The sequence below is a fragment of the Mesorhizobium sp. YC-39 genome, assembly GCF_025753795.1.
Lineage (GTDB): Bacteria > Pseudomonadota > Alphaproteobacteria > Rhizobiales > Rhizobiaceae > Mesorhizobium.
This window is the reverse complement of record NZ_JAOWPS010000016.1, coordinates 39,735-66,020: the sequence shown is the minus strand read 5'-3', so window position 1 is coordinate 66,020 and position 26,286 is coordinate 39,735. Positions and strand designations below refer to the sequence as shown.

The following is a 26,286-nucleotide window of genomic DNA, read 5'->3' as shown; positions in this document are numbered from 1 at the left end:
CGGCCCTTACAGACTTAGATATGGATCGGCTTGAAGAAGGTGGCCAGCGCCGCTTCCTTTACCGCTTCCGACATTGTCGGATGGGCATGGCAGGTGCGGGCGAGATCTTCCGACGAGCCGCCGAACTCCATCAGCACCGCCGCCTCGTGGATCATCTCGCCGGCACCGAAGCCAACGATATGGACGCCGAGCACGCGGTCGCTGGCCTTGTCGGCCAGGATCTTGACGAAGCCGTCGGTGTGCAGCATGGCGCGCGCCCGGCCATTGGCGGTGAACGGAAATTTTCCAATCTTGTAGTCGATGCCGGCCTTCTTCAGCTCCTCCTCGGTCTTGCCGATGGAAGCGATTTCCGGACTGGTGTAGACGACGCTCGGGATCACCTCGTAGTTCACATGCCCGGCCTGACCGGCAATGGTCTCGGCCACCGCCACGCCTTCGTCCTCGGCCTTGTGGGCAAGCATCGGCCCGGCGATGACGTCGCCGATGGCGTAGATGCCGGGCACATTGGTCCGGAGATGGCCGTCGGTCTTGACCCGACCGCGCTCGTCGACCTCGACCCCGGCCTCCTTCAGCCCGAGACTGTCCGCATAGGCCCGGCGGCCCGTTGCGATCAGCACCGCATCCGCCTCGATCGTCTCGGCAGCGCCGCCCTTGACCGGCTCGAAAGTGACGGTCGCGCCCTTCTTGGCCTTGGCCACGCCGGTGACCTTGGCGCCCAGCTTGAATTCGAAGCCTTGCTTGGACAGCATGCGCTGGAACTGCTTGGAGACCTCGCCATCCATACCACCCAAAATGGTGTCGAGGAATTCGACGACGGTGACCTTGGCACCGAGCCGCGCCCACACCGAGCCGAGTTCCAGCCCGATGACGCCGCCGCCGACCACCACCAGATGGCCCGGCACCTTGTCCAGCGACAACGCACCGGTTGAAGACAGGATCACCTTCTCGTCGATATCGACCTTGACGCCCGGAATGCCGGCGACATCCGAGCCGGTGGCGATGACGATGTTCTTGGTCTCAATCTCCTCGACCTTGCCGTCCTCGCCGGTCACCGACACCTTGCCGGCGGACAGCACCTTGCCAGTGCCGCGAAAGCTGTCGATCTTGTTCTTCTTGAACAGGAAGGCGACGCCGTTGACGTTGGCCGTCACTGTCGCATCCTTGTGCGCCATCATCTTTTTCAGGTTGAGCTTCGGCGCTGATATCTCGACGCCCAGCGTATCGAAGGAATGACCGGCCTCGGCGAACATCTCCGAGGCATGGAGCAGCGCCTTGGATGGAATGCAGCCGATGTTGAGGCAGGTGCCGCCGAAGGTCGCGTTCTTCTCGACCACCGCCGTCTTCAGGCCGAGCTGCGCCGCCTTGATGGCGCAGACATAGCCGCCCGGCCCCGATCCGATGATAACGACGTCATAAGCCATGGTCTTGTCCTTTGCTTGGCGCCTAGCGGCCGCCGCTCACATTCAGGATCGCGCCCGTTATATAGGAGGCGGCGTCCGACAGAAGATAGAGAACCGCGCTCGCGACTTCATCCGATGTGGCTGCCCGCTTCATCGGCAGCAAGTCCTGCATCCGCGCCACGCGGTCCGGCTGGCCGCCGGAAGCATGGATCTCGGTGTCGGTGATGCCGGGGCTGACCGCATTGACGCGCACGCCTTCGGTCACAACCTCGCGCGCCAGGCCGATGGTCAAGGTGTCGATCGCACCCTTGGAGGCGGCATAGTCGACATATTCGCCGGGTGCGCCCAGCCGAGCCGCCGCGGACGAGATGTTGACGATGGCGCCGCCCTTGCCGCCATGGCGGGTCGACATGCGCCTGACCGCCTCGCGGGCGCATAGGAATGAGCCGACGACGTTGATGCGCATCATGCGCTCGACCCGGGCGCCGCTCATCTCGTCGACACGCGCCTTGACGTCGACGATACCGGCATTGTTGACGAACGCGTCGAGCCGGCCGAAGGCGCGGTCTACAGTCTCGAACATGGCAACGACATCGGCTTCAACTCCGACATCGCCCTTGACGGCAAAAGCCGCGCCGCCGGCGGCCTTGATCTCGGCAACCAGCGCGTTGGCGGCGTTTTCGTTCGACGCATAATTGACCGCGACGCGATAACCGGCCTCGGCACCCAGCCGGCAGATGGCGGCGCCAATACCCCGGCTGCCACCGGTGACCAGCAGCACCTTTTGTGCGTCGCTCATTCCTGGCACCCCTTCAGCGCAAAGACGTCCCACGGCACTTTCGAAAACCCGTTTTCACCATAGGCTGCCGACATTTGCAGCGACGGCCCGAGATCGGGAAAGATCAGCGTCTTCGGCGCATCGACACCTTCGGCCGGCAGCAAGGTGATCTTGCCCTGGTCGTCGGAACTGTAGATGACACCCTCCCACACCGTGCAGGCGGCGAGCTCGTCGCCAGTCACGTCGCCGGTCGGGCATTTGTACATCAGCGAGCCATGCGGCCGCGCCACCCCTTCCGTCCACATGACGATGCCGTCGAGCACCACGCCCTTGTCGAGCACCATCTTGAAGCTGTTGGTGACAACGGCCGATTCCCCGGTCGGCCTGAAATCGATGCCGGCTTCGCTTTCGGCATCGCCATAGACGGCGAGTTCGAGCGGGCAGGCAGCGAAAGCCGCCGATGCGGACATGACCGGCCCGGCCGCGAGCGATGCGGCCGACACAATCGCATACTGGTGGAAGGAACGGATCGTCATCTGTGGATTCTATCCGCCTTGAACGTTCCGATCGACCATGAAGATCGTGGCCAGGAAATAGTCTATCTCGAAGGCAACGTTTGCGCGCGCGTCGACCGGTATGGCGTTTACCTCGTATTTGAGGGTCAGGCTGCGAGAGCCTTCCGCCAGCTCGATATAAACGTCACGCTCATCGCCCCCACCGATTGTCCACCTGAATTCGGGCTTATTCAGAAACTGCAATGCCTTGGGCAGGCTGTGGATCGCTATCGGTTTGCTGCCTGCAAAAATTGCGGGATGTCGCCCCAGATCGATGTCCAGATCGCCTTGCCAGGTCGTCATCATCCCGCCGACCTGTAATCTTCCAAAGACAGGCTCGACCTTGATTGACCTCAGGCGAAAATCGGGACCGAAAAAGAACTCGCAATTCGCACCGTATATACACCACGCTGACGTAGTATCTTCGTGACGATAAGGATCGTCCGCTCGCAGATCATCTGGATCTATCAAGCCGCGAATCGTTTCCCGGTTGCTTTTGCCTAGTTCGATCGGCCCCGCGCGGCCTGTCGTCAGAAGTTCCAACAGATCAATTGGTTCGACGGGATCGGCCACCGAACCCACCCTACAGATCGAGCACCAGCCGCTCCGGGTCCTCCAGGCTTTCCTTGACGCGGACCAGGAAGGTCACCGCTTCCTTGCCGTCGACGATGCGGTGATCGTAGGAGAGCGCCAGATACATCATCGGCCGGATCACGATCTGGCCGCCGACCACGACCGGCCGGTCCTGGATCTTGTGCATGCCCAGGATGCCCGACTGCGGCGCATTGAGGATCGGCGTCGACATCAGCGACCCGTAGACACCACCGTTGGAGATGGTGAAGGTGCCGCCCTGCATATCCGCGACCGAGAGCTTGCCGTCGCGTGCCGCAAGCCCAAGCCGGCCGATCTCCTTCTCGATCTCGGCGATAGACATCTGGTCGGCGTTGCGCACGACAGGCACGACGAGGCCTTTCTCGGTGCCGACGGCAACGCCGATATGGGCATAGTTCTTGAAGATGATGTCGGTGCCATCGATCTCGGCGTTGACCGAAGGGATCTCCTTCAGCGCATGGGTGACGGCCTTGGTGAAGAAGCCCATGAAGCCGAGCTTCACTCCGTGCTTCTTTTCGAACACATCCTTGTACTTGGTCCTCAGCGCCATCACCGCTGACATGTCGACCTCGTTGAAAGTGGTCAGCATGGCGGCGGTCGACTGCGCTTCCTTGAGCCGGCGCGCGATGGTCTGGCGCAGCTTGGTCATGCGCACGCGTTCCTCGCGCGATGCATCATCGGTGGAGGACGGCGCACGCGCGACAACCGGGGCCGGAACCGCCTTCGGCGTCTCGGCCGGTTGCGATGGCGCGCCCTTGGAGATCGCGTCGAGCACGTCGCCCTTCAACACCTGGCCGCGCTTGCCGGAACCCGAGACCTGATCGACGGCGAGATTGTGCTCGGCCAGCAGCTTCGCGGCCGACGGCGCCGGCGGCATGCTGCGCGCCTCGATAGCGCCGGCGTCACCGGCGATCCTGGCGGTCTCGGCCGCTGCCTGCTTGACGGTGGACGCGGCATTCGGCGACGAGGCCTGCGACACTGCCTGCTGCTTCTCCGGAGCGGCCTTGGCTTCGGGAGCTGCCGCCTTGGCGCCGTCACCTGCCGAAATCGTGCCCAGCAGCGCACCGACCTCGACCGTCTCGCCTTCCTTGGCGGCGATCTCGCTCAGCGTTCCAGCTGCCGCCGCCGGCACTTCCACCGTCACCTTGTCGGTTTCGAGTTCGACCAGTGGCTCGTCGGCGGCGACCGCATCGCCCACCTTCTTGAACCATTTGCCGATGGTCGCCTCGGTGACGGATTCGCCGAGAGTGGGAACGCGGATTTCGGTAGCCATTGTGCCTGTCCGTTCTGTCTCGTTTGAGGTTCTATTCGCCCGGTTCTGTCCTACTCACCAAGCGCGTCTTCGAGCAAGGCGGCAAGCTGGGCAAGATGCTTCGACATCAATCCGGTCGCCGGCGACGCCGCGGCCGGCCGGCCGGTGTAGCGCACCCGCTGATGCTTGGCGTCGATATGCGCCAGCACCCATTCCAGATACGGATCGATGAACGACCAGGCGCCCATGTTCTTGGGCTCCTCCTGGCACCACACCATCTCGGCATTACGGAAACGCGACAGTTCGGTGATCAGCGCCTTGGCCGGGAACGGATAGAGCTGTTCGACGCGCAGCAGGTAGATGTCGTTGATGCCGCGCTTCTCGCGCTCTTCGTAGAGGTCGTAATAGACCTTGCCCGAGCAGAGTACGACCCGGCGGATCTTCGAATCCTTGGTGAGCTTGATCGCCTGGCCCTGCAGCAACTGGGCATCGTCCCACAACAGCCGGTGGAACGAGCTTTCGCCTGATATTTCCGGCAGTGTCGACACCGCCCGCTTGTGGCGCAGCAGCGACTTCGGCGTCATCAGGATCAGCGGCTTGCGGAAATCCCGCTTCAATTGCCGGCGCAATATGTGGAAATAATTGGCCGGTGTCGTGCAATTGGCCACCTGCATGTTGTCTTCGGCGCAAAGCTGCAGGAAGCGCTCGAGGCGGGCCGAGGAATGTTCCGGCCCCTGGCCTTCATAGCCATGTGGCAGCAGGCAGACGAGGCCCGACATGCGCAGCCACTTGCGCTCTCCACTGGAGATGAACTGGTCGAACACCACCTGGGCGCCATTGGCGAAATCGCCGAACTGGGCCTCCCATAGCGTCAGCGCCTTCGGCTCGGCCAGGCTGTAGCCATATTCGAAACCGAGCACGGCCTCTTCCGACAGCATCGAGTTGATGACCTCGAAGCCGGCCTGCGCGGCCGACAGATTGTTGAGCGGGATGTAGCGTGTCTCGTCGCGCTGGTCGTAGAGCACGGAATGGCGTTGCGAGAAGGTGCCGCGCTCCGAATCCTGCCCGGACAGCCGGATCGGATTGCCGTCGAGCAGGATGGCGCCGAAGGCCAGCGCCTCGGCCGTCGACCAGTCGATGCCTTCGCCCGACTCGATCGCCTGGCGACGGTTCTCGAGGAAACGGATGATGGTCTTGTGCGCCTCGAAATCCTTCGGCACCTCGGTCAGCTTCTTGCCGATCTCCTTCAGCGTCTTGACCGGCACAGCGGTCTTGCCGCGCCGCTGTTCGTCCTGGTTGTCGGCCGTGCGCAGACCCGACCACGCGCCGTCCAGCCAGTCGGCCTTGTTGGGCTTGTAGTGCTGGCCGACTTCCCACTCCGATTCGAGATGCGCGCGCCAGTCGGCCTTCATCTTGTCGAACTCGGCCTGGGTGATGTGGCCCTCGGCGATCAGCCGGTCGGCATAGATCTGCACCGTCGTCTTGTGGGTGCGGATGTTGCGGTACATGATCGGCTGGGTGAAAGCCGGTTCGTCGCCCTCGTTGTGGCCGAAGCGGCGATAGCAGAACATGTCCACCACCACTGGCTTGTGGAACTTCATGCGGAACTCGATCGCCACCTTGGCGGCGTGGACCGTGGCTTCCGGGTCGTCGCCATTGACGTGGAAGATCGGCGCCTCGATCATCTTGGCCACGTCGGACGGATAGGGCGAGGAGCGCGAGAAGCGCGGATTGGTGGTGAAGCCGATCTGGTTGTTGATGATGAAATGCAGCGTGCCGGCGACCCGGTGGCCGCGCAGGCCCGAAAGGCCGAGGATTTCGGCGATCACGCCCTGGCCGGCAAAGGCGGCATCGCCATGCAGCAGCAGCGGCAGCACCTTGGCGCGCTCTTCCAGCGGCACAATCTCCTCGCGGCTGCGGCCGAACAGATAGTCCTGCTTGGCCCGCGCCTTGCCCATCACCACCGGATCGACGATTTCCAGATGCGAAGGATTGGCGGTCAAGGACAAATGCACCTTGTTGCCGTCGAATTCGCGGTCCGACGAGGCGCCGAGATGGTACTTGACGTCACCCGAGCCTTCGACCTCGTCAGGAGCGGCCGAGCCGCCCTTGAATTCGTGGAAGATGGCGCGGTGCGGCTTGCCCATCACCTGGGAGAGCACATTCAGCCGGCCGCGATGCGCCATGCCGAGCACGATTTCCTTCATGCCGAGCTGGCCGCCACGCTTGATGATCTGCTCCAGCGCCGGGATCAGCCCTTCGCTGCCATCGAGGCCGAAGCGCTTGGTGCCCTTGAACTTGATGTCGGCGAACTGCTCGAAACCTTCGGCCTCGACCAGCTTCTGCAGGATCGCCTTCTTGCCGGTGGCGGTGAAGGTGATCTCCTTGTCGGCGCCCTCGATACGCGCCTGGATCCAGGCCTTCTCCTCGGGATCGGAAATATGCATGAACTCGACGCCGAGCGTCGAGCAATAGGTGCGGGTCAGGATATCCAGCATCTGCCGGATGGTGCCGAATTCGAGGCCGAGCACATTGTCGAGGAAGATCGGCCGGTCGTAGTCGGCTGATGTGAAGCCGTAATTCTCCGGCGACAATTCGTTATAGTCCTCGAGCGGCTTGGCGATGCCGAGCGGGTCGAGGTTGGCGTGCAAATGGCCGCGCATGCGGTAGGCGCGGATCATCATGATGGCGCGCACGGAATCGCGCGTCGCCTGGTGCACGTCGGCGTCGGAAAGCACGGCGCCGTTGACGACCGCCTTCTCCTTGACCTTCTTCTCGATCGCCTTTTCGACGAGGCCCCAATTGCCGTCGAGCGCCGAAACCAGCTCGCCATTGGCCTGCAGCGGCCAGGAGGGCCTGGCCCACGATGCGCCCTCGGCATTCTTGCGGACATCGCCGGCATCGTCCTTCAGCGCCGCGAAGAAGTCCTGCCATTCGGGATTGACCGATTCGGGATCGTCCTCATAGGCGGCATGCAACGCCTCGATATAGTCGGCGTTGCCGCCATAGAGGAAAGAAGTAAGCGAAAACTGGTCGTTGGCCTGATCTTGTCTTGCCATTTTTGTCCGCGGAGCCTGGCTCCGTCTCCTTTTCAGAGCGAATAGTGAGTAGCGAATAGCGAGTAGGGATTTTTCCTAGGTCGCGCGGTTACTCTGTTTTCCCTATTCGCTATTCACTACTCGCTAGTCACTAACCCTTGATCGCCTCGACCAACGTCGTGCCGAGCCTTGCCGGCGACGGCGAAACCTTGATCCCGGCCGATTCCATCGCCGCGATCTTGTCCTCGGCGCCGCCCTTGCCGCCGGAGATAACCGCGCCTGCGTGACCCATGGTGCGGCCGGCCGGCGCCGTGCGGCCGGCAATGAAGCCGGCCATCGGCTTCTTGCGACCGCGTTTGGCCTCGTCCTTGAGGAATTGCGCGGCGTCTTCCTCGGCCGAACCGCCGATCTCACCGATCATGATGATCGACTTGGTCTCGTCGTCGGCGAGAAACATCTCCAGCACGTCGATGAACTCCGTGCCTTTGACTGGATCGCCGCCAATGCCGACGGCCGTCGTCTGGCCGAGGCCGACATTGGTGGTCTGGAACACAGCTTCATAGGTAAGCGTTCCAGAGCGCGAAACAACGCCCACCGAGCCCTTGCGGAAGATGTTGCCCGGCATGATGCCGATCTTGCATTCGTCGGGGGTCAGCACGCCCGGGCAGTTGGGGCCGATCAGCCGCGATGTCGAGCGGTCGAGCCTTGCCTTGACCTTGACCATGTCCATCACCGGAATGCCTTCGGTGATGCAGACGATCAGCGGGATCTCGGCTTCGATGGCTTCCAGGATCGCCTCGGCCGCACCCGCCGGCGGCACATAGACGACGGAGGCGTTGGCGCCGGTCTTGGCCTTGCCTTCAGCGACGGTGGCAAAGATCGGCAGGTTCTCGCCCTTGGCGCCGGTCCAGGTCTCGCCACCCTTCTTGGGATGGATGCCGCCGACCATTTTGGTGCCATGATAGGCCAGCGCCTGTTCCGTATGGAACGTGCCGGTCTTACCGGTCAGGCCCTGCACGAGCACCTTGGTGTTCTTGTCGACGAGAATGGACATGGGTGAGAACGCCTCTAATTCAGCGATTACAAGAAAGGATTGACGGCTCGGACCGAGCCATAAACCTGGTTGTGGTTGAGATCTTCGGTGTAGAAAATCGGTGCGCCGAGATACCCGGCCGCGGCGAGAAGCGCGGCGTCGTAGTAGTGAATTCCGTAGCGGCGCGCGAGGTCCAGTCCCGCGCGAACATAGCTTTCGTCGACCGGCACCAACGGGCAGGTTCCGAGCAAGACCAGCCATTGGTCGAGCAAATCATCCCCCAGAAGGGATTTCCCTCGTGCCACTGCAACGAATTCGGCCAAGGTTTGCCCCGAAACGCCAAAGACGTTCCCCGAGATAAGGTCTTCGGCGATTGGCGCGCGGCGCGGATCACGATTCTTCTCCGAAGCCGCGTAGATCAGGACGTTCGTGTCGAGAAAGCAATCGATCTTCCCGGTCGGCATAGGCGTCCCTTCGATCCCACTTGTAGGGAGTGTCGGCGCTGTCGCTTCGTTTCGCGGCCTCGTCCATGAGCCGCTTCATTCCAGCCTTCGCCCAGGCGATCCGGTCTTCCTGCTCTACTTCATGCGCAAGCAGTGAACGAATGAGGGCGTTGAGAGTCGTCTTGCGACGTTCGGCAAGACCTCGCGCCTTGTCGAGCAAAGCTTCATCCATGGCCAGCGTGACGTTCTTCATCATCCGTCTCCACATAAACACACAGCCATAATATGTGCGATTATGTGTGATCCTTCAACCGTCTTGCCCCCGATCTCCATCGGTTCAGCCTTCCCCCATGTGGCGAGGCGCTGCGCGCTCATGGTCAGAGCCGCTTCAGTTCGGCGACGGTGAGGTCGCTCTTGGCATTGCCGGTGTTGAGCGTCGTCGCCGGCTCGAACATCAGCACTACAGGCTGTTCGGTGAGCGAGCGCGGCCGGTGCTCGACGCCACGCGGCACGACGATGAAATCGCCCTCGCCGAGCTCGACCGGACCGTCGCGGAAATCGATGGCGATGCGGCCGCGCAGCACGAGAAAGGCCTCGTCCTCATTGTCATGCGCATGCCAGTCGAAGATCTCGCCAAACTTGGCGACCTTCGCCTGACTGTCATTCACGTCGCCGGCAATGTGCGGATCGAAGACCTTGGTGATCTTCCGATCAGCCGCCTCGACGAGGTTTATCTTGCGCGGAGGCACCAGATCAGCCCTTCACCGCCTTGACGATCTTCTGCGCCGCGTCGTCGAGATCATCGGCCGAAACCACATTGAGTCCGCTGTCGTTGATGATCTTCTTGCCGAGTTCGGCATTGGTGCCTTCAAGCCGCACCACCAGCGGCACTTTCAGCCCGACCTCCTTGACCGCGGCGATCACGCCCTCGGCGATGACGTCACACTTCATGATGCCGCCGAAGATGTTGATCAGGATGCCCTCGACCGCCGGATCCCGGGTGATGATCTTGAAGGCCGCCGTCACCTTCTCCTTCGACGCGCCGCCGCCGACATCTAGGAAGTTGGCGGGTTCGGCGCCATAGAGCTTGATGATGTCCATCGTCGCCATGGCGAGGCCGGCGCCGTTGACCATGCAGCCGATATTGCCGTCGAGCGCGACATAGGCGAGGTCGTATTTCGACGCCTCAATCTCCTTCTCGTCCTCTTCGGTGGTGTCGCGCAGTTCCAGCACGTCGGGGTGGCGGAACAGCGCGTTGTTGTCGAACGACACTTTGGCGTCGAGCACGCGCAGCCGGCCGTTCTTCATGACGATCAGCGGATTGACCTCGAGCAGGCTCATGTCCTTCTCGACAAAGACATTGTAAAGCAGCGGGAACAGCGTCTCGCCGTCCTTGGCCGCGTCGCCATCCAGATGGTAGGCCGCGTTGATCTTTTTCACATCGCCGGCGGTGACGCCTTTTTCCGGGTCTATTGCCAGCGTGACAATCTTTTCCGGCGTGTCGTGGGCGACGCCCTCAATGTCCATGCCGCCTTCGGTGGAGACGACGAAGGCGATGCGGCCGACCGTGCGATCGACCAGCAGCGACAGATAAAGCTCGCGCTCGATGTCGGCGCCGTCCTCGATATAGAGCCGGTTGACCTGCTTGCCGGCCGGGCCTGTCTGCTTGGTGACCAGCGTGTTGCCCAGCATTTCCTTGACGTTGGCGACGACTTCGGCCACCGACTTCGCCAGCCGCACCCCGCCCTTGGCGTCGGGGCCGAGTTCCTTGAACCTGCCCTTGCCGCGGCCACCGGCATGGATCTGGCTCTTCACCACATAGAGCGGGCCGGGCAGCGCCTTGGCAGCGGCTTCCGCCTCGCTGGCCTCGAACACCGGCACGCCGTCGGCCACCGGTGCGCCAAAACCCTTCAGCAGCGCCTTGCCCTGATACTCATGAATGTTCATGCTCGGTGTCTCCGGTTTACTTCGAAGCGAGATGCGGCGCGATGTTGACGCAGGCCTCGGTCAGGCCCTGCACCGCCGCCACCGAACTGTCGAACATCTTCTGCTCGCTCTTCGAAAGCTCGATCTCGATGATGCGCTCGACACCGCCGGCGCCGATCACCACGGGAACGCCGACATAGGTGTTTTTCACGCCATACTGGCCGGAGAGATGCGCAGCACAAGGCAGCACGCGCTTCTTGTCCTTGAGATAGGCTTCGGCCATCGAGATCGCCGAGGCGGCCGGCGCATAATAGGCCGAGCCGGTCTTGAGCAGGCCGACGATCTCGGCGCCGCCGTCGCGGGTGCGCTGCACGATCTGGTCGAGCTTTTCCTTCGAGGTCCAGCCCATCTTGACGAGGTCGGGCAGCGGGATGCCGGCAACCGTCGAATAACGGATCATCGGCACCATGGAATCGCCATGGCCGCCGAGCACGAAAGCGGTAACGTCCTCGACCGAGACCTTGAATTCCTCAGCCAGGAAATAGCGGAAGCGCGAACTGTCGAGCACGCCGGCCATGCCGACGACATGGGTCTTCGGCAGGCCTGAGAATTTCTGCAGCGCCCACACCATGGCGTCGAGCGGGTTGGTGATGCAGATGACGAAAGCTTTCGGCGCGTATTTCTTGAGACCGGCGCCGACCTGCTCCATCACCTTCAGATTGATGCCCAAGAGATCGTCGCGGCTCATGCCGGGCTTGCGCGGCACGCCGGCGGTGACGATGCAGACATCGGCGCCCTCGATGCCGGCATAGTCGTTGACGCCGGTCAGCCTGGAATCAAACCCATCGACCGGCGACGACTGCGCTATATCCAACCCCTTGCCCTGCGGAATACCCTCGGCGATATCGAACAGCACCACGTCGCCGAGGTCCTTGAGGCCGATCATGTGGGCGAGCGTGCCGCCGATCATGCCCGAGCCGATAAGCGCTATCTTGTTGCGTGCCATGTCAGGATGTTTTCCCTTTGTCTGTGACAGCGCCCAATCCTGGGCGACTTGATGATGCGTCGAGAAAGAGGCCGGAATGCTACGGGAAACCGCGGATTTTCGCCGCACCAGTAGCTCCGGCGCAAAAAATATTCAATCGATTATTTTGGAGTGAGTGATTTCAATCGGTTAGAAACAATGGGAATTACGTAAACGTCAAAATTATTAAGCCGACCTGGGAGAGATTACACAATGATGACCGAAATCAGAAGGCTTGAAGCGGGCGATGACGCCCTTGTGATGCGCCTCGCTGAAGAGGTGTTCGACGAACCGGTGAGGGCCGACAGGTTGGCCGCATATCTCACCTCGCCCGGTCACTTCATGATCGTGGCGCTGGCCGACGGCGCGGTCGTCGGGCAATGCGCCGCCGTCATCCACCGCCATCCGGACAAGGCGAGCGAGCTTTATGTCGACGAGGTAGGCGTCTCGCCAGCCTTTCAGCGGCAAGGCATCGCGCGCAAAATGCTCGACGCCATGTTTGAGCTCGGCCGTGAGAACGGTTGTGAAGAAGCCTGGGTCGGAACCGAGCCGGACAATGTTGCGGCGCGAGCGCTTTATGAGTCGCGCAAGGAGGCGCACGGCGAGGCGGAAGAATTCGTCATGTATGTGTATAAGCTATAGAAATGGCCGAAGCCTCCCCACTTAGTCATCCTCGGGCGGAGCGGGAGCGAAGTGACGTCGCGGAGACCTAGGATGACGAATGCAGGGTTCTACGCCTGCGCCTGCCGCGCCTCTTCCGCCGTTGTGCGCATCTTCTGCCTTTTCACCCAATCCTCAAGCCAGTCGCGGCTCTGCATCTCGATCAACCGCGACGCCGTGCGCTCGAACTCGAACACTTCGTTGCCGCGCTTGGCGGTATAGAGTTCGGGCGGCAATGCCGCCGCACTCACCACCAGCCGCACATGATGGTCGTAGAGCGTGTCGATCAACAGGATGAAGCGTTTCGCCTCGTTGCGCCGACCTTCGCCGAGCGCCGGCACGCGGTCGATGAAGATGGTCGAGAAGCGGGCTGCGATGGCAAGGTAGTCGCGGGCGCCGAGCGGCTTTTCACAGAGATCGGCAAAGGAGAAGCGCGCCGCCTCGCCGGCGGCAGCCGGCACCACGACCTGCCGGCCCTTCACCGTCAGCGTCGTCTCGGCCGTCGGCCTGCCATGCGTCATCGCCTCCCAGGCCGCGTCGAGCGCGGCGTCGGCGGCCGCATCCGCGGGGGTGATGTAGACCGGCATGCGGCTGAGCTTGTCCAGCCGGTAATCCTTGTCGGCATCCAGCGCCAGCACATGGGCATGCCGTTCCAGTATGCCGATGAAGGGCAGGAAAAGCTGGCGGTTCAGCCCATCCCGATAGAGATCGTCAGGCGCGACATTGGAGGTGGCGACCAGCACCACGCCATTGGCAAACATCGCCGAAAACAGCCTGGACAGGATCATCGCGTCGGCGATGTCGGTGACGGAGAATTCGTCGAAGCACAGCACCCAGGCTTCCTCGGCCAGCGTGCGCGCCACCGGCGGGATCGGGTCGTCCTCCCTGACGTCGCCATTCTTGCGCGCCAACCTGTGCTTCTGGATGCGATCCTGCACATCGGCCATGAAGTCGTTGAAATGCACACGGCGCTTGCGCCTGACCGGCACCAGCTCGAAGAACATGTCCATCAGCATGGTCTTGCCGCGGCCGACACCGCCATGGATGTAGAGGCCCTTGACAGCCTCATGCGTCTCGCGCTTGCGGGCGAACAGCCAGCCCAGCGCGCTCGACTTGTGCGCCAGCCGCTTGGCCGAGATCTCGTCGATCAGCCGGTCGAGTGCGGCTGTAACCCGCTCCTGCGCCGGATCGCGCTCGATCTCGCCTGATACAACCAGATGGTCGTAGCGCTGCCGGACGGTCGCATGGGTCTGGAGGCCGTCACGCAGATGCATCGGTCACGTCGTTGTTCAGAGCAGGATGCTCCAGGGAGGACTAGGATGTGCAGAGATTCAGGTTAGGCCGAGCCGAGAATGGTGGCTTTCGAGAACCGGAGCGGAGCGTACTTTAAGTACGTGAGCACCGGAAGCGCAGAAAGCCGCCGTTCGCAGGCCGGCATCACCTGAATATCTGCATATCCTAGCCTACCTTGTAAGCGAGATCGGCAGGCCGTTGGAAGTCTGGCCGTCGAATTTCTCTCCGCCCGAGGAATAGAGCCTAGCCAGCGTGCCGCCATTGTCGTCGTACAGCGTCAGCTGCTTGCCGGAAACGTTCCAGGACTTGATACCGTCGATCGGCGCCGGGCAATGCAACGGGCCGGCACGGTAGCCGGAGCCGAATTTGGTCTGTGGCGTCGCCACCTTGCAGCTCTGGCCGGAGACGCTGGCGTTCCAGACGCCGGCGACGCTGGCCGCGGTCAGATCCGGAGCTCCGGCCGGTGCCGTTCCATCCGGCGGCAACGAGGCGACCTGCGTGTTTGGCGCGGTTTGCGGGGCGGTCGGAAATTTCGACGGGTCGGCGGTGCCGGGCGATGCCGGCGGCGGCAACTGATTCTGAGTCACCTTGCCGGCGGGCGCGGCTTCCAGCGGCGCCGGCTGCTGGTCATCCATCGACGAGAACCGTGAGGTCGAACAGCCGCTCGCAACCAGAGCGGCAAGCGATACGGCCACAAGACCGGCTTTCGAAAAATTCATTCCAACCTCCGTCGGATCCGGCCGGGGCTGCCGTCCGCACAAATCCCACCCGCAACAAGACGGAGAAGGTGGCGAAATTTCAACCCGATATGGTAAAAATACAGTTTGCAATAAGAATTGTTGCTAAATTATCACGATTGAGACGCCCGACACTGGCAAGGAGCCGGCCGGTGCGTGGTGAGCGGTCGAGGTCCGGCTGCCGAGGCAGATGTTTGCGCCAGCCGGCTTCGGCCCTATCTCTGCTAAGCCGAAACCTGCCGGAGCCGAAACCTTGGCCGCGAGAAAGAGAGCCGTCAACCGCTATTACAGCGGCCCGCCCAGCGATCATTTCGACGGCACCTTGTTCTTCAATCCCAACGGCAAACCGCCCGGCCGTTTTTCCGACCTGCTGAAATGGCAGCTGGGTGGCGAACGCTCGAAATGGCCGGCGACGCAGCCAAGCCCGTTTCATCAGGCAAGACCGGCCGCGTGCGTCGATGGCGCCGGGCTGCGTCTGACCATGGTCGGTCACTCCTCGCTGCTCATCCAGACGGCCGGCCTGAACATCCTGACCGACCCTGTCTGGTCGTCGCGTGTCTCGCCGCTATCCTTTGCCGGACCGAAACGGGTCAATCCGCCAGGCATCGCCTTCTCCCATTTGCCGCCGATCGACCTCGTGCTGGTCAGCCACAACCACTACGACCATCTCGACCTTGCCACGCTGAGGCGATTGAAGGCGAAGCACGACCCGCTGGTGCTGACCCCGCTCGGCAACGACACCATCATCGACCAAGCCGTGCCCGGCATGCGGCTATCGGTGCATGACTGGGGCGACCGGGTCGATATCGGCAAGGATGTCGCCGTCCATGTCGAGCCGGTGCATCACTGGTCGGCGCGCGGCGCGCGCGATCGGCGCATGGCGCTGTGGGCGGGTTTCGTTATCGAAACCCCAAGTGGAAAGGCCTATTTCGCCGGCGACACCGGTTTCCACGATGGCACCAACTACCGGCTGATGGCCGAGAAACATGGCGGCTTGCGCCTCGCCATCCTGCCGATCGGCGCCTACGAGCCGCGCTGGTTCATGGCGCCGCAGCACCAGAATCCCGAAGAAGCGGTGCAAGGTATGAAGCTTTGCAACGCTGCCCATGCCGCCGGCTGCCACTGGGGCACGTTCCAGCTCACCAATGAGCCGATCGACGAGCCGGCCCGGAAACTGGCCGAGGCGCTGGACGCCGAAGGCCTGCCGCACGAACGCTTTCGCGCCTTGCAGCCCGGCGAAGTCTGGGACGTGCCGGCGGTCTAGCGGAGGTCGCCGAAACGCGTTGTTTCGCCGACACAATTTGGGAGCCTTCCATGATCAAATGGATCATCATTCTTCTGATCGTCGCCGCCGCGGCAAGCCTGCTCGGCATGCCGGCTTTGGCCGGAGCCGCCGCCACCGGCGCCCGCATTCTCATCGGCATCGTTCTTCTCATCTTCCTGTTGATCGTGCTTGGCGTCTTTGCAGTGACGTGAGAGCGTCCGCCGATAACGCGCCGCACTGGTAATTCCGGCCCGTTTCCGCCATATAGCGCCAAACGGACACGGCTAACCGACGCGGAACCACCGGAGCAATGGCAGGCACGGCCCCCTTCGCCAAGATGAATGGCATCGGCAACGAGATCATCGTTGCCGATATGCGCGGCCGTGCCGATCGGGTGTCGGCTCCGGCAGCCATTGCGCTGAATGCCGATGCTGCGACGAAGTTCGATCAGATCATGGCGATCCATGATGCAAAGACGCCGGGCACTGCCTACTACGTCGACATATTGAATTCCGATGGCTCCAGTGCGCAGGCCTGCGGCAACGGCATGCGCTGCGTCGTCCAGGCGCTCGCGGCCGAGACCGGGCAAAAGACTTTCACCTTCGAGACCCGGGCCGGAATCCTCAACGCCGTGGAACATCCCGATGGCACGATCTCTGTCGACATGGGCACACCGCGTTTTGGCTGGCAGGACATTCCGCTGGCCGAGGAATTTCGCGATACCCGCATGATCGAGTTGCAGATCGGCCCGATCGATACGCCGGTGCTGCATTCGCCGTCGGTCGTCTCGATGGGCAATCCGCACGCCATCTTCTGGGTCGACCGCGATGTCTGGTCCTACGAGCTCGACCGTTTCGGCCCGTTGCTCGAGAACCATCCGATCTTCCCCGAGCGCGCCAACATCACCATCGCCCAGGTCACCTCGCCCGAGACCATGGTCGTCCGCACCTGGGAGCGCGGTGCGGGTCTGACCAAGGCCTGCGGCTCGGCCGCATGTGCCGCCGTCGTCGCTGCCGCCCGCACCAAGCGCACGGGACGCAGCGTCACGCTGATGACGCCCGGCGGCGGTTCGCTGCATGTCGAGTGGCGCGACGACGACCACGTCATCCTCACCGGGGCGGCCGAATGGGAATTTTCCGGTAGTTTTGACCCAGCGACCGGCACGTGGGCCCGCGACACCGAAAGTGCGGCCTGATGGCAATTGATGTTGTCACCTTCGGCTGCCGGCTGAACACCTATGAATCCGAGGTAATGCGCCGCGAGGCGGAAAACGCCGGCCTCGGCGCGCTGGAAGGCGGCGCTATCATCTTCAACACCTGCGCCGTCACCGGCGAGGCGGTGCGCCAGGCCAAGCAGTCGATCCGCAAGGCTCGCCGCGAGAACCCCGGCGCGCGCATCATCGTCACTGGCTGCGCCGCGCAAACCGAGCCGCAGAATTTTGTCGCGATGGACGAGGTCGATCTCGTGCTCGGCAATGAGGAGAAGCTCAAGGCGCACTCCTATCGCGCGCTGCCCGATTTCGGCGTCAACGACACCGAGAAGGCGCGCGTCAACGACATCTTTTCGGTGCGCGAGACGGCCGGCCACATGGTCGACGCCATCGAGGGCCGGGCGCGCGCCTTCGTCCAGGTGCAGAACGGCTGCGACCATCGCTGCACCTTCTGCATCATCCCCTATGGTCGCGGCAATTCGCGCTCGGTGCCGATGGGTGCCGTGGTAGAACAGGTCAAGCGGCTCAGCGACAATGGCTATGCCGAGATCGTGCTGACCGGCGTCGACATGACCAGTTTCGGCGCCGACCTGCCGGGCGCCCCTAAGCTCGGCGGATTGGTCAAGACGATCCTGAAGCAGGTGCCCGGCGTAAAACGCTTGCGGCTGTCCTCCATCGATTCGATCGAAGCCGACGACGATTTGCTCGACGCCATCGCCACCGAGCCGCGGCTGATGCCGCATCTGCATCTGTCGCTGCAGTCGGGTGACGACATGATCCTGAAGCGGATGAAGCGGCGGCACAGCCGAGACCAGTCGATCCGCTTCTGCGAGGATGTCAGGAAACTACGCCCCGGCATCGTCTTCGGCGCCGACATCATTGCCGGCTTCCCGACCGAGACCGAGGCGATGTTCGAGAACTCGGAAAAAATCGTCAGGGAATGCGGCCTGACGCATCTGCATGTCTTCCCATTCAGCCCGCGCGAAGGCACGCCCGCCGCGCGCATGCCACAGGTCCGCCGCGACGTGGTCAAGCAGCGCGCCGCCCGGCTGCGCGCCGCCGGCGAAGCTGCTTACATCAGGCATTTGTCTTCGCTCGCCGGCACCCGCCAGTCGATCCTGGTCGAGCGCGACGGCCTCGGCCGCACCGAAGGATTTACGCTTGCCGCCATCGACACCGGTGCTCCGGGCGAGATCGTCGAGGCCGATATCGCCGGCCATGACGGCGCCCGCCTGATCGCAGCACCCCTCGCTGCCCGCGCCGCCTGAGACAGCTGAAGCATGGCCGGTTTTTTCAAGAAGATATTTTCATTCGGCAAGAAGGAAGTCGTCGAGGAGCGGATCGATGAGACCGCCCCCCTGCCGCCGATCAAATGGGACGCGCTGGAGGCACTGAAGCCGGCAGCCGAGCAGACCGTTCCGGAATTCTTGAAGCGCGAAGAGCCTAAGCCGGCGCCGGAGACCCAGTCTCCGGTTGAGCCAATCTCACCTCCTGTGGTCGAAGCCGCGCCGGCACCCCAACCGGTGCCCGAGGAGCCAAAGCCCGAGCCGACCCCGACCATCCCGCCGGCACCGGAGCCGGTCGTTCCGTCCGAGCCGGAGCCTCTGCCTGAGCCCGAGCCTGTGGAGCAGCCGCAGCCCGCTCCTGAAGTACCTGCCGAGCCGGCCGAACCAGAGGAAATTCCTGCGCCGCCTCCTGCGGCTCCTGAGCCTGCGCCCGAACCGCAGCCGCAGGAAGTTCCGGCACCCGCGCCGACCGAGCCGGAGATCGTCCCGTCACGCCCGGAAAGGCAGCCGGAACCGGCGCCCGTCGAAGTGCCGACGCCGCCTGCAGAGGTTCCGGCGGAGCAGCCCGCGCCTATCGAGGTGCCACCACCGACCCCGTCTTCCGTGCCGCCATCTTCAGAGGCAGGCCCTGCGCCTGAAACCGAAGCCCCGCCGGCCGAAATCCCGCCTCCCATTCGCCAGCCGGGGCCGGTCGAGACGCAGCCGATCCTTGCCGAGATCGCGCCCGAACCGCAGCCCCTCCCACAACCGGCGCCGCAGCCAAAGCCCGCCCTCGCCCCGGGCAAGGTGACGGTCACCAAAAAGGTCGAGCAGAAAGCGGAACCGCAAAAGGCGCCGGAGCCTGCGCCAAGACGCTCATGGTTCCAGCGCATGAAGGACGGACTCGCCCGTTCATCGCGGGAGCTCACCGGCAACATTGCCGGCGTTTTCACCAAGAAGAAGCTCGACGAGGACACACTGCAGGATCTGGAGGATGTGCTGATCCGTGCCGATCTCGGTATGGAAACGGCTCTGCGCGTCACCGATGCGCTGGCCGCCAGCCGCTACGGCAAGGACGTCTCCGATACCGAAGTGCGCGCCATCATGGCGGCCGAGGTGGAGAAGGTGCTGACCCATGTCGCCATGCCGCTGGAGCTCGACCTCTCGCACAAGCCGCATGTCATCCTGGTCGTCGGCGTCAACGGCACCGGCAAGACCACGACCATCGGCAAGCTGGCGGCCAAGCTTACCGATGGCGGCCTGTCGGTGATGCTCGCCGCCGGCGACACGTTCCGCGCCGCGGCGATCGAGCAGCTCAAGATCTGGGGCGAGCGCACGAAATCGCCGGTCATTGCCTCAAAACTTGGGGCCGACGCCGCCGGCCTCGCCTACGATGCCTTCGAGCGGGCCAAGGAAGCCGGCTCCGACGTGCTGATCATCGATACCGCCGGCCGGCTGCAGAACAAGACCGAGCTGATGGCGGAGCTGGAAAAGATCGTGCGCGTACTGGGCAAGCTCGACCCGGAAGCCCCGCACACCGTGCTGCAGACAGTCGACGCCACCACCGGCCAGAACGCGCTCAACCAGGTCGAGATCTTCCGCAATGTCGCCGGCGTCAATGGCCTGGTGATGACCAAGCTGGACGGCACGGCGCGCGGCGGTATTCTGGTGGCGATCGCGGCAAAGCATAAACTGCCGGTCTATTTCATCGGCGTCGGCGAACAGGTCGACGACCTCGAACCTTTCTCGGCAAGCGAATTCGCCAGGGCGATCGCTGGAGTGGCCTAAAAAAGCATGATCGCAAAAAGTCGAAGGCTTTTTGGACAAGATCATGCGCCAGAAGGAACCCTATGAACCCGCCCATTCTCGAACGCGACCCGTCCGACCCGCAAAAGCAGAAGAAGGAGGGCGTCAATCCGCTGCTCAAGCTGGTGCTGGAGCTCGGCCCGCTGATGGTGTTCTTCTTTGCCAATGCGCGCGGCGAATGGCTGACGCAGAAATTTCCAGCCCTTGCCGAATTCGGCGGGCCGATCTTCGTCGCCACCGGCCTGTTCATGGCCGCGACCGCGATCGCGCTGATCGCTTCCTGGCTGCTCACCCGCACGCTGCCGATCATGCCGATGGTGTCGGGCGTCGTCGTGCTCATATTCGGCGCGCTGACGCTCTATCTGCAGGACGACATCTTCATCAAGATGAAGCCGACCATCGTCAATACGCTGTTCGGCGGTGTGCTGCTCGGCGGCCTGTTCTTCGGCAAATCGCTGCTCGGCTATGTCTTCAATTCGGCCTTCAATCTCGACGCCGAGGGCTGGCGCAAGCTCACCTTCCGCTGGGGCCTGTTCTTCCTGTTCCTGGCCCTTGTCAACGAAGTGGTCTGGCGGAATTTTTCCACCGATGCCTGGGTTACCTTCAAGGTCTGGGGCATCATGCCGATCACGCTTCTGTTCACCTTCAGCCAGATGCCGCTGATCCTGCGCCATTCGCTCGAGGACAAGACCGAGAAGGCGGAAAAGGCCCGCAAATAGGCAATTCCCGGAAAAGTGTGCAGCGCTTTCCTAGGGAATTGCGTCAGAAGGAGGAGACGGGGATGGAGTTCATCACCACACGCGAAGAGCTGAGGACGGTCTACAAGACGCCGCGGCCGACCGACGGCTCGATCCGCAAGGAGTTGAGGGCGCTGGACGGCCACTGCCGCTCCTTCATCGGCAAGAGCCCGTTCGTGCTGATCGGCTCCTCCGATGGCGCCGGCAATGCCGACGTGACGCCGAAGGGCGACAAGCCGGGCTTCGCCGCCGTGCTCGACGAGAGGACCATCGCCATTCCCGACCGTCCCGGCAACAACCGGCTGGACACGCTGGAGAACATCCTTCTCAACCCGTCGGTCGGACTGCTGTTCCTCATTCCGGGCATGAACGAGACGCTGCGCGTCAATGGTGATGCCCGCATCACCGTCGATGCCGGCTTGCGCGAGCGGCTGGCGGTCGACGGCAAGGAGCCGCAAAGCGTCGTTGTAGTGTCGGTCAAGGCTGCCTACATGCATTGCGCCAAGGCCTTCATGCGATCCGACCTGTGGAAGCCGGAGACCTGGTACGACCGCGCGACGCTGCCGACGCTCGGCCAGATTATGCGCGACCAGTTGGCGCTCGCCGATTCCGCAGAGGCGACGGATCGCTGGCTGGACGAGGAATACAGACATACGATGTGGTAATTCTGGAGCATGTCGCCCAAAGCCTGCCCACGGGCTTGACCCGAGGGTGTGCAGCGGTTTTTTGGGATAACGACATGCTCAAAACAAGAGGACCAGAACCGCCCGAGCCGGTCCCTTCCTTTGCTTGATATACTCGCCATCTCCGGCAGCCTGCGGGCCGCCTCTACCAATTCGGCCTTGATCGCGGCCTTGGCGCAGAATGCACCACCCGGCTGCCGTATCACCGTCTATGATGGACTCGGCCGGTTGCCGATCTTCAATCCGGACGACGAGGGCGAACGGACGCCGGCCGAAGCCTCGGCGCTGATCGATGCGGTGTCCGGCGCCGACGGTGTCATCATCTCCTGCCCCGAATATGCCCATGGCGTGCCGGGCGGGTTGAAGAACGGGCTTGACTGGCTGGTCTCGCGCGACGCCGCCGTCGGCAAGCCGGCCATGCTGGTGCATGCCTCGCCGCGCTCGCTGTTTGCCCGCGCCGCGCTGGCCGAGATCATGCGCACCATGTCTTTCGCGCTCTATGACGAGGTGCCGCTCGAGATCGCCCTGCTTGGCAAGAAGGCGCCGGAGGTCGAGAAAATCCTGGCCGAGCCGGCAAACAGGGTGGCGATGCGCAATGCGCTCTCGGCTTTCGCGGGCTTCATCCGCCAATGTTGATCAGCGGCCACCATGCCTTCGGTTGTAATCCTTCGCGCCTCCCTCGGCCCTACCGGGCATCTCCCCCACTTGGGGGGAGATCGGCAGCTTCGCCGCCGGCCGCATCCTTCAACGTTGGAGATTGGCGAAATCGGGGGATGACAGCCAATCTCCCTCCTTGTGGGGGAGATGTCCGGCAGGACAGAGGGGGGCGCTGTCCCGCCAGCCTCTCATAACGCCTCACCACAACCGTAGTTGAACTAGCTCTTCCCTCTCAGTGTCTCGACATCGGTCTTGCCGACATACCAGTCGCGCGCGTTGACCTCCTCGAAAACCACCCAGACATCGTCATTGCCCAGCCCGGTGGCGTCCATGATGGCGGCCGTGACTTTCTTGGCGATATCAGCCTTCTTGCCTGCCGGATCGGCGGCGATCACTTCCTTGACGATGCGGATGTTGACGAATGGCATAACGTCCTCCCTTTGAACTTTGTCGGTTGCCTGCAGGGGGCTGCTTCGAAATTCTCTCTGGCGGGCTGAATGGCGGCGATTCCGGAAGCCGCGGCGCGGCGGGCCTCACGGGTAAGCGCAGAAAGGCCAGCAAAGGCCGCCAGAGAAGAATTTCGAGCAGCCTCAATAGGTCTTGGCCCCATTGACCATCAGCCGGACCATATAGAGCGAGGTCGTGCCGGCGATGTAGAGGCAGTTGAGCTTGTTGCCGCCGAACACGCAATTGGCGGTCACCTCAGGCACCTTGATCTTGCCGATCAGTGTGCCGTCCGGATCGTAGCAATGGATGCCGTCGGCCGCACTCGTCCAGATGCGCCCGTCCGCGTCGAGCCTGAAGCCGTCGAACAGGCCGGCGGTGCAGTCGGCGAAGATTTTTTCGCCCGAAACCTTCTTGCCGCCCTTGCCGACATTGAACACCCGCATATGTGCCGGGTTCTGAGCGCCGTGCGTCCGGCCAGTGTCGACGACATAAAGCTTGCTCTCGTCGAGCGAGAAGGCAAGTCCGTTGGGCCTGACCATGTCGGTGATGACAGCCTCGACATCGCCGGTGCCGGGATCGACCCGATAGACATGGCAGGCGCCGATCTCGCTTTCGGCCTTGTCGCCCTCATAATCCGTATCGATGCCGTAGGTCGGGTCGGTGAACCAGATCGAGCCGTCGGACTTCACCACGGCGTCGTTTGGCGAGTTGAGCCGCTTGCCGCGCCATTTGGCGGCAATGGTGGTGACGGACCCGTCATACTCGGTGCGGCTGACGCGGCGACCCGAATGCTCGCAAGTGACCAGCCGGCCCTGCCGGTCGACGGTGTTGCCGTTGGAATTGCCGGACGGCTGGCGGAACACGCTGACGCTGCCGTCAGTCTCGTCGTAGCGCAGCATGCGGTTGTTGGGGATGTCGGACCAGACCACATAGCGGCCGGCCGCGAACCATGCCGGCCCTTCCGCCCACCGGCATCCGGTGAACAGCTTGTCGACATTCGCATTGCTGTTGAACAGCCGCGCGAAACGCGGATCGAGAATTTCATAGTCTTCGGCGGGCATGTTTCCTCCCAGTCGTTCAATCGGCCCAGTCTTCAATCGGCAAAGCCGGCGCGATCAAGCCAGCCGGCGATCGATATGGCAAGATCGATCGTGGCGCAGCTTCGCAATTTGTATGACAAAAGAGATTGATGAGCTGGTGCGGCGGGAATGGCGCTTTGCTAAAACCATGGCCATGGCGGCGTTAACCCGCTATGCGTGCAGTGCAATGGTGCATTGCAACATCTTCTTTTTGCAACGCACCATAACTATGTCATGCTCCGTACAGATCAAGGGAGGAACAATCGGCCGCGAGAACGCGGCACAGAAGGAACCTTGCTATGATCCTCGACAGTCTCATGAGCCGCGCTCGCGCCAGCATCGCCAAGCGCCGCCACTACAATCGCCTCGTCGCCGAAATCGACTCCTTCTCCAGCCGCGATCTGGCCGACATGCGCGCCGACCGCTCGGAAATGCTCTACCAGGTCCACAAGCAGATCTACGGCTGAGCGAACGGGCTTAGCCCATCCATTCGATCCAGCGGCCGTGGTAATCGCAATGGGCCAGGCGGCGTGTCTCGCCGCTCGGCCATAGAGTCAGGCTGAGTACCGCCCAATTCTTGGTGGGATCGCGCGGCTCCATCCTCAGCCTTGCGATAGGCGCATCGGTCGTGGCCTGTCTGCCCGCCCGCTCCAGGGTGGCGGTGATGGCATCCTTGGTCGCTCGCGGCAAATATTGCCACATGATCGAATGATAGAGCACGAAGGCGCCGTCCTGCCGTGCGGCCAGTGCCTTCTCGACAAACTGCGCTGCATCCGCCCTGACAAGCAGCGGCTGCAACTTTTCGGCAAGTGACAGCGCTGCGTCGAGCCGGGCCAGCCGCGCTGCCTGATCGGCCCAGATGAAGGACCGAAGCCGTAGCCGCGCGGCCGCATCGGCGAAGTCGACCGGCGCGATGTCGCAGCCCGAGCGATGGCGAACTTCGATCACTCCATTCAGCGGAACAGCACGGCCACGCACCTCCGGCGCCAACCGGACGGGGGAGGCCGGGTCGCCCCACTCGGCATCGCCATAGCGATAGTGAAAGCTGTCGAACAGGAGATTGAGCCCGGCGCTGGCGCCGATCTCGCACAGATCCAGCGGCAAGCCGGTTTCGCGCGCGACCGTCAGAAATCCAGGCAGCAGCATCGCCGACCGGGCGATTTCATTGGTCTGCGGGGCGCCGGCGAGGCCAGCGACAATCCGCTCGTCGGATCGCGCAATTGCTTCCGGCAGCACCGCCGCGATCTCATCGTCGCTTGTTCGGTTGGGCGGATAAACTTGTGTCAGTCGCTCATCCGCACCCGTCAGGACCAACGCATGCAGCGCGCCGCAGAGCCGCAATGAGAGGCCATCGGCGCGCGCGTCACCCGGCCAGCCGAGCACCGCCTGCCCGGTCCTGGTGTTTGTGTCGAGAACCTTGGCCAGCGCACGGCACAATTTCGCGGTGAAAGGCGAGCCAAGCCCGTCGCAGGCTTTCGCCTGCGCCAGAAAATGATCGCGGATGTCTCGTTCGTCCATCGCGTTTCCGGTGCCTCAGCCCGGCGCGGCCAGCGCCTTCTCGATTTCCGGCAAGAGCAGCGTTTGCGCCGAGTCTGGTGTCAGCGGGCCGACATGTTTGTAGGCGATCTTGCCGTCCTTGCCGATGACGAAGGTTTCCGGCACGCCATAGACGCCCCAGTCGATCGCCGTGCGCCCCGCCGCGTCGACGCCGATCGCCTGGAATGGATTGCCGAGATCGCCAAGGAAGCGGCGGGCGTTTTCCGGCTGGTCCTTGTAGTTCAGCGCCGCCATGGTGAAGCGCTTGTCCTGCGACAAGGCCAGCAGCACCGGATGCTCTTCCCGACATGGCGCGCACCAGGACGCAAAGACATTGACCAGCGTGACCTTGCCGGCGAAGGCTTTCGAATCGAGCCCCGGCAGGTTCACACCCTCCAGCGCCGGCAGGTTTGTCTGGGGGGCCGGCAGGCCGATCAGCGCCGACGGCACTTCCGAAACGTCGCGTCCGGACAAAAGCTGCGACAGGAACAGCCCGGCCAGCGCGAGGAAGACCAGCAGCGGCAACAACACGATCAGGCGCCGGCTCCGCGCCGGTGTTTCGGTTTTGATGCTCATGGTTCGCTGCTCATTGGCTTGGCGGCCCTCATGGCTTGGAGGTCTTGTCGGAGCGGCGACGCACGCCTGATGCTTCCAGTTCGGCGAGATCGCGTTTGCGCGCGCGCTGGTCGATGAGGATCCAGCCGATCAGCCCGGCCAGCACTAGCGCAGTGATGGCATAGGCGGCGGTGACATAAAGGGCGTGTACGCTCATTTCCCGATCCAAGGCTTTTACGGCGGAATTCATAGCCGCACCGGCTGTTCGTCGCAATGAACCACGTCTGCGGCAGATTT

At 63.0% G+C, this 26,286-nt stretch carries 29 protein-coding genes; 10 read left to right on the top strand and 19 right to left on the bottom strand.

Features of this window, described 5'->3' with window-relative positions; translation table 11 throughout:
• Positions 1-14: 14 nt before the first annotated feature.
• The 12 genes from lpdA to mdh form a co-directional block, all read right to left on the bottom strand.
• On the bottom strand, positions 15-1,421 hold the full coding sequence (gene lpdA, locus OHD62_RS34845; protein WP_263792217.1) for a dihydrolipoyl dehydrogenase: 1,407 nt from the start codon (positions 1,419-1,421) through the stop codon (positions 15-17).
• A gap of 22 nt (positions 1,422-1,443) precedes the next feature.
• Positions 1,444-2,199: an SDR family oxidoreductase gene (locus tag OHD62_RS34840; protein ID WP_263792215.1), complete on the bottom strand. Its 756-nt coding sequence runs from the start codon at positions 2,197-2,199 to the stop codon at positions 1,444-1,446.
• Positions 2,196-2,714, bottom strand: a complete 519-nt coding sequence (locus OHD62_RS34835; RefSeq protein ID WP_412177467.1) for a hypothetical protein — start codon at positions 2,712-2,714, stop codon at positions 2,196-2,198. Before OHD62_RS34835 ends, OHD62_RS34840 begins: the two co-directional genes overlap by 4 nt.
• A 9-nt stretch (positions 2,715-2,723) precedes the next feature.
• Positions 2,724-3,305 carry a hypothetical protein gene (locus tag OHD62_RS34830; protein ID WP_263792214.1) on the bottom strand — a complete coding sequence of 194 codons (582 nt, stop codon included), beginning with the start codon at positions 3,303-3,305 and terminating at the stop codon, positions 2,724-2,726.
• 10 nt (positions 3,306-3,315) lie between these two features.
• Positions 3,316-4,617, bottom strand: coding sequence for a 2-oxoglutarate dehydrogenase complex dihydrolipoyllysine-residue succinyltransferase (gene odhB, locus OHD62_RS34825; protein ID WP_263792212.1), 1,302 nt, complete (start codon positions 4,615-4,617; stop codon positions 3,316-3,318).
• Positions 4,618-4,667: 50 nt separating this feature from the next.
• Complete coding sequence (locus OHD62_RS34820; RefSeq protein WP_263792211.1) at positions 4,668-7,655, bottom strand: 2-oxoglutarate dehydrogenase E1 component; 2,988 nt, start codon at positions 7,653-7,655, stop codon at positions 4,668-4,670.
• A 130-nt stretch (positions 7,656-7,785) separates the two neighbouring features.
• Positions 7,786-8,688 (bottom strand): succinate--CoA ligase subunit alpha, encoded by a 903-nt coding sequence (sucD, locus tag OHD62_RS34815; protein WP_263792209.1) that lies wholly within the window; start codon positions 8,686-8,688, stop codon positions 7,786-7,788.
• Between the two features lie 26 nt (positions 8,689-8,714).
• On the bottom strand, positions 8,715-9,131 hold the full coding sequence (locus tag OHD62_RS34810) for a PIN domain-containing protein (RefSeq protein WP_008873395.1): 417 nt from the start codon (positions 9,129-9,131) through the stop codon (positions 8,715-8,717).
• Positions 9,058-9,363: a hypothetical protein gene (locus OHD62_RS34805; RefSeq protein ID WP_263792205.1), complete on the bottom strand. Its 306-nt coding sequence runs from the start codon at positions 9,361-9,363 to the stop codon at positions 9,058-9,060. Before OHD62_RS34805 ends, OHD62_RS34810 begins: the two co-directional genes overlap by 74 nt.
• A 124-nt stretch (positions 9,364-9,487) precedes the next feature.
• Positions 9,488-9,859: a cupin domain-containing protein gene (locus tag OHD62_RS34800; RefSeq protein WP_263792203.1), complete on the bottom strand. Its 372-nt coding sequence runs from the start codon at positions 9,857-9,859 to the stop codon at positions 9,488-9,490.
• Positions 9,860-9,863: 4 nt separating this feature from the next.
• A complete protein-coding gene (gene sucC / locus OHD62_RS34795) occupies positions 9,864-11,057 on the bottom strand; it encodes an ADP-forming succinate--CoA ligase subunit beta (protein ID WP_263792202.1) in 1,194 nt (397 codons plus the stop codon).
• Between the two features lie 16 nt (positions 11,058-11,073).
• The gene (mdh, locus tag OHD62_RS34790) at positions 11,074-12,042 is read right to left on the bottom strand and encodes a malate dehydrogenase (RefSeq protein WP_263792200.1); all 969 of its coding nucleotides are present in this window, start codon (positions 12,040-12,042) and stop codon (positions 11,074-11,076) included.
• Between the two features lie 231 nt (positions 12,043-12,273).
• Here mdh and OHD62_RS34785 point away from each other — a divergent pair, with 231 nt between their 5' ends.
• Positions 12,274-12,702, top strand: coding sequence for a GNAT family N-acetyltransferase (locus OHD62_RS34785; RefSeq protein ID WP_263792198.1), 429 nt, complete (start codon positions 12,274-12,276; stop codon positions 12,700-12,702).
• 89 nt (positions 12,703-12,791) lie between these two features.
• On the opposite strand, the gene zapE is transcribed toward OHD62_RS34785, so the two are convergent.
• Both zapE and OHD62_RS34775 read right to left on the bottom strand, forming a co-directional pair.
• Complete coding sequence (gene zapE, locus OHD62_RS34780) at positions 12,792-13,994, bottom strand: cell division protein ZapE (protein WP_263792196.1); 1,203 nt, start codon at positions 13,992-13,994, stop codon at positions 12,792-12,794.
• Positions 13,995-14,183: 189 nt separating this feature from the next.
• Positions 14,184-14,732: a protease inhibitor Inh/omp19 family protein gene (locus OHD62_RS34775; protein ID WP_263792194.1), complete on the bottom strand. Its 549-nt coding sequence runs from the start codon at positions 14,730-14,732 to the stop codon at positions 14,184-14,186.
• 271 nt (positions 14,733-15,003) lie between these two features.
• On the opposite strand from OHD62_RS34775, the gene OHD62_RS34770 reads away from it, so the two are divergent.
• From OHD62_RS34770 to OHD62_RS34735, 8 genes are all read left to right on the top strand, one after another.
• A complete protein-coding gene (locus OHD62_RS34770) occupies positions 15,004-16,014 on the top strand; it encodes an MBL fold metallo-hydrolase (protein ID WP_263792192.1) in 1,011 nt (336 codons plus the stop codon).
• Between the two features lie 50 nt (positions 16,015-16,064).
• Positions 16,065-16,226: a DUF1328 family protein gene (locus tag OHD62_RS34765; protein WP_006327034.1), complete on the top strand. Its 162-nt coding sequence runs from the start codon at positions 16,065-16,067 to the stop codon at positions 16,224-16,226.
• A 98-nt stretch (positions 16,227-16,324) separates the two neighbouring features.
• Positions 16,325-17,209, top strand: a complete 885-nt coding sequence (gene dapF, locus OHD62_RS34760) for a diaminopimelate epimerase (RefSeq protein WP_263792188.1) — start codon at positions 16,325-16,327, stop codon at positions 17,207-17,209.
• Positions 17,209-18,492 (top strand): tRNA (N(6)-L-threonylcarbamoyladenosine(37)-C(2))-methylthiotransferase MtaB, encoded by a 1,284-nt coding sequence (gene mtaB, locus OHD62_RS34755; RefSeq protein ID WP_263792186.1) that lies wholly within the window; start codon positions 17,209-17,211, stop codon positions 18,490-18,492. The genes dapF and mtaB overlap by 1 nt, the downstream gene beginning before the upstream one ends.
• A 12-nt stretch (positions 18,493-18,504) precedes the next feature.
• Positions 18,505-20,277, top strand: coding sequence for a signal recognition particle-docking protein FtsY (gene ftsY / locus OHD62_RS34750; protein WP_263792184.1), 1,773 nt, complete (start codon positions 18,505-18,507; stop codon positions 20,275-20,277).
• Positions 20,278-20,339: 62 nt separating this feature from the next.
• Positions 20,340-21,014: a septation protein A gene (locus tag OHD62_RS34745; protein WP_263792181.1), complete on the top strand. Its 675-nt coding sequence runs from the start codon at positions 20,340-20,342 to the stop codon at positions 21,012-21,014.
• Between the two features lie 62 nt (positions 21,015-21,076).
• Positions 21,077-21,697, top strand: coding sequence for a pyridoxamine 5'-phosphate oxidase family protein (locus OHD62_RS34740; protein ID WP_263792180.1), 621 nt, complete (start codon positions 21,077-21,079; stop codon positions 21,695-21,697).
• A gap of 120 nt (positions 21,698-21,817) precedes the next feature.
• Positions 21,818-22,351 carry an NADPH-dependent FMN reductase gene (locus OHD62_RS34735; protein WP_263792177.1) on the top strand — a complete coding sequence of 178 codons (534 nt, stop codon included), beginning with the start codon at positions 21,818-21,820 and terminating at the stop codon, positions 22,349-22,351.
• 239 nt (positions 22,352-22,590) lie between these two features.
• Here OHD62_RS34735 and OHD62_RS34730 read toward each other — a convergent pair whose 3' ends face one another.
• On the bottom strand, positions 22,591-22,800 hold the full coding sequence (locus OHD62_RS34730) for a tautomerase family protein (RefSeq protein ID WP_263792173.1): 210 nt from the start codon (positions 22,798-22,800) through the stop codon (positions 22,591-22,593).
• A gap of 162 nt (positions 22,801-22,962) precedes the next feature.
• A complete protein-coding gene (locus tag OHD62_RS34725) occupies positions 22,963-23,880 on the bottom strand; it encodes an SMP-30/gluconolactonase/LRE family protein (protein ID WP_263792170.1) in 918 nt (305 codons plus the stop codon).
• Positions 23,881-24,197: 317 nt separating this feature from the next.
• Here OHD62_RS34725 and OHD62_RS34720 point away from each other — a divergent pair, with 317 nt between their 5' ends.
• Positions 24,198-24,365 carry a hypothetical protein gene (locus tag OHD62_RS34720; protein ID WP_008873374.1) on the top strand — a complete coding sequence of 56 codons (168 nt, stop codon included), beginning with the start codon at positions 24,198-24,200 and terminating at the stop codon, positions 24,363-24,365.
• A gap of 10 nt (positions 24,366-24,375) precedes the next feature.
• Here OHD62_RS34720 and OHD62_RS34715 read toward each other — a convergent pair whose 3' ends face one another.
• Genes OHD62_RS34715 through ccmD form a run of 3 tightly spaced genes read right to left on the bottom strand, consistent with a single transcriptional unit; the run spans position 24,376 to position 26,206 of the window.
• Positions 24,376-25,416, bottom strand: coding sequence for a DUF2332 domain-containing protein (locus OHD62_RS34715; protein ID WP_263792167.1), 1,041 nt, complete (start codon positions 25,414-25,416; stop codon positions 24,376-24,378).
• A gap of 15 nt (positions 25,417-25,431) precedes the next feature.
• Positions 25,432-26,010 carry a DsbE family thiol:disulfide interchange protein gene (locus tag OHD62_RS34710; protein WP_263792164.1) on the bottom strand — a complete coding sequence of 193 codons (579 nt, stop codon included), beginning with the start codon at positions 26,008-26,010 and terminating at the stop codon, positions 25,432-25,434.
• 28 nt (positions 26,011-26,038) lie between these two features.
• Positions 26,039-26,206 carry a heme exporter protein CcmD gene (ccmD, locus tag OHD62_RS34705; RefSeq protein WP_263792162.1) on the bottom strand — a complete coding sequence of 56 codons (168 nt, stop codon included), beginning with the start codon at positions 26,204-26,206 and terminating at the stop codon, positions 26,039-26,041.
• Positions 26,207-26,286 lie beyond the last annotated feature (80 nt).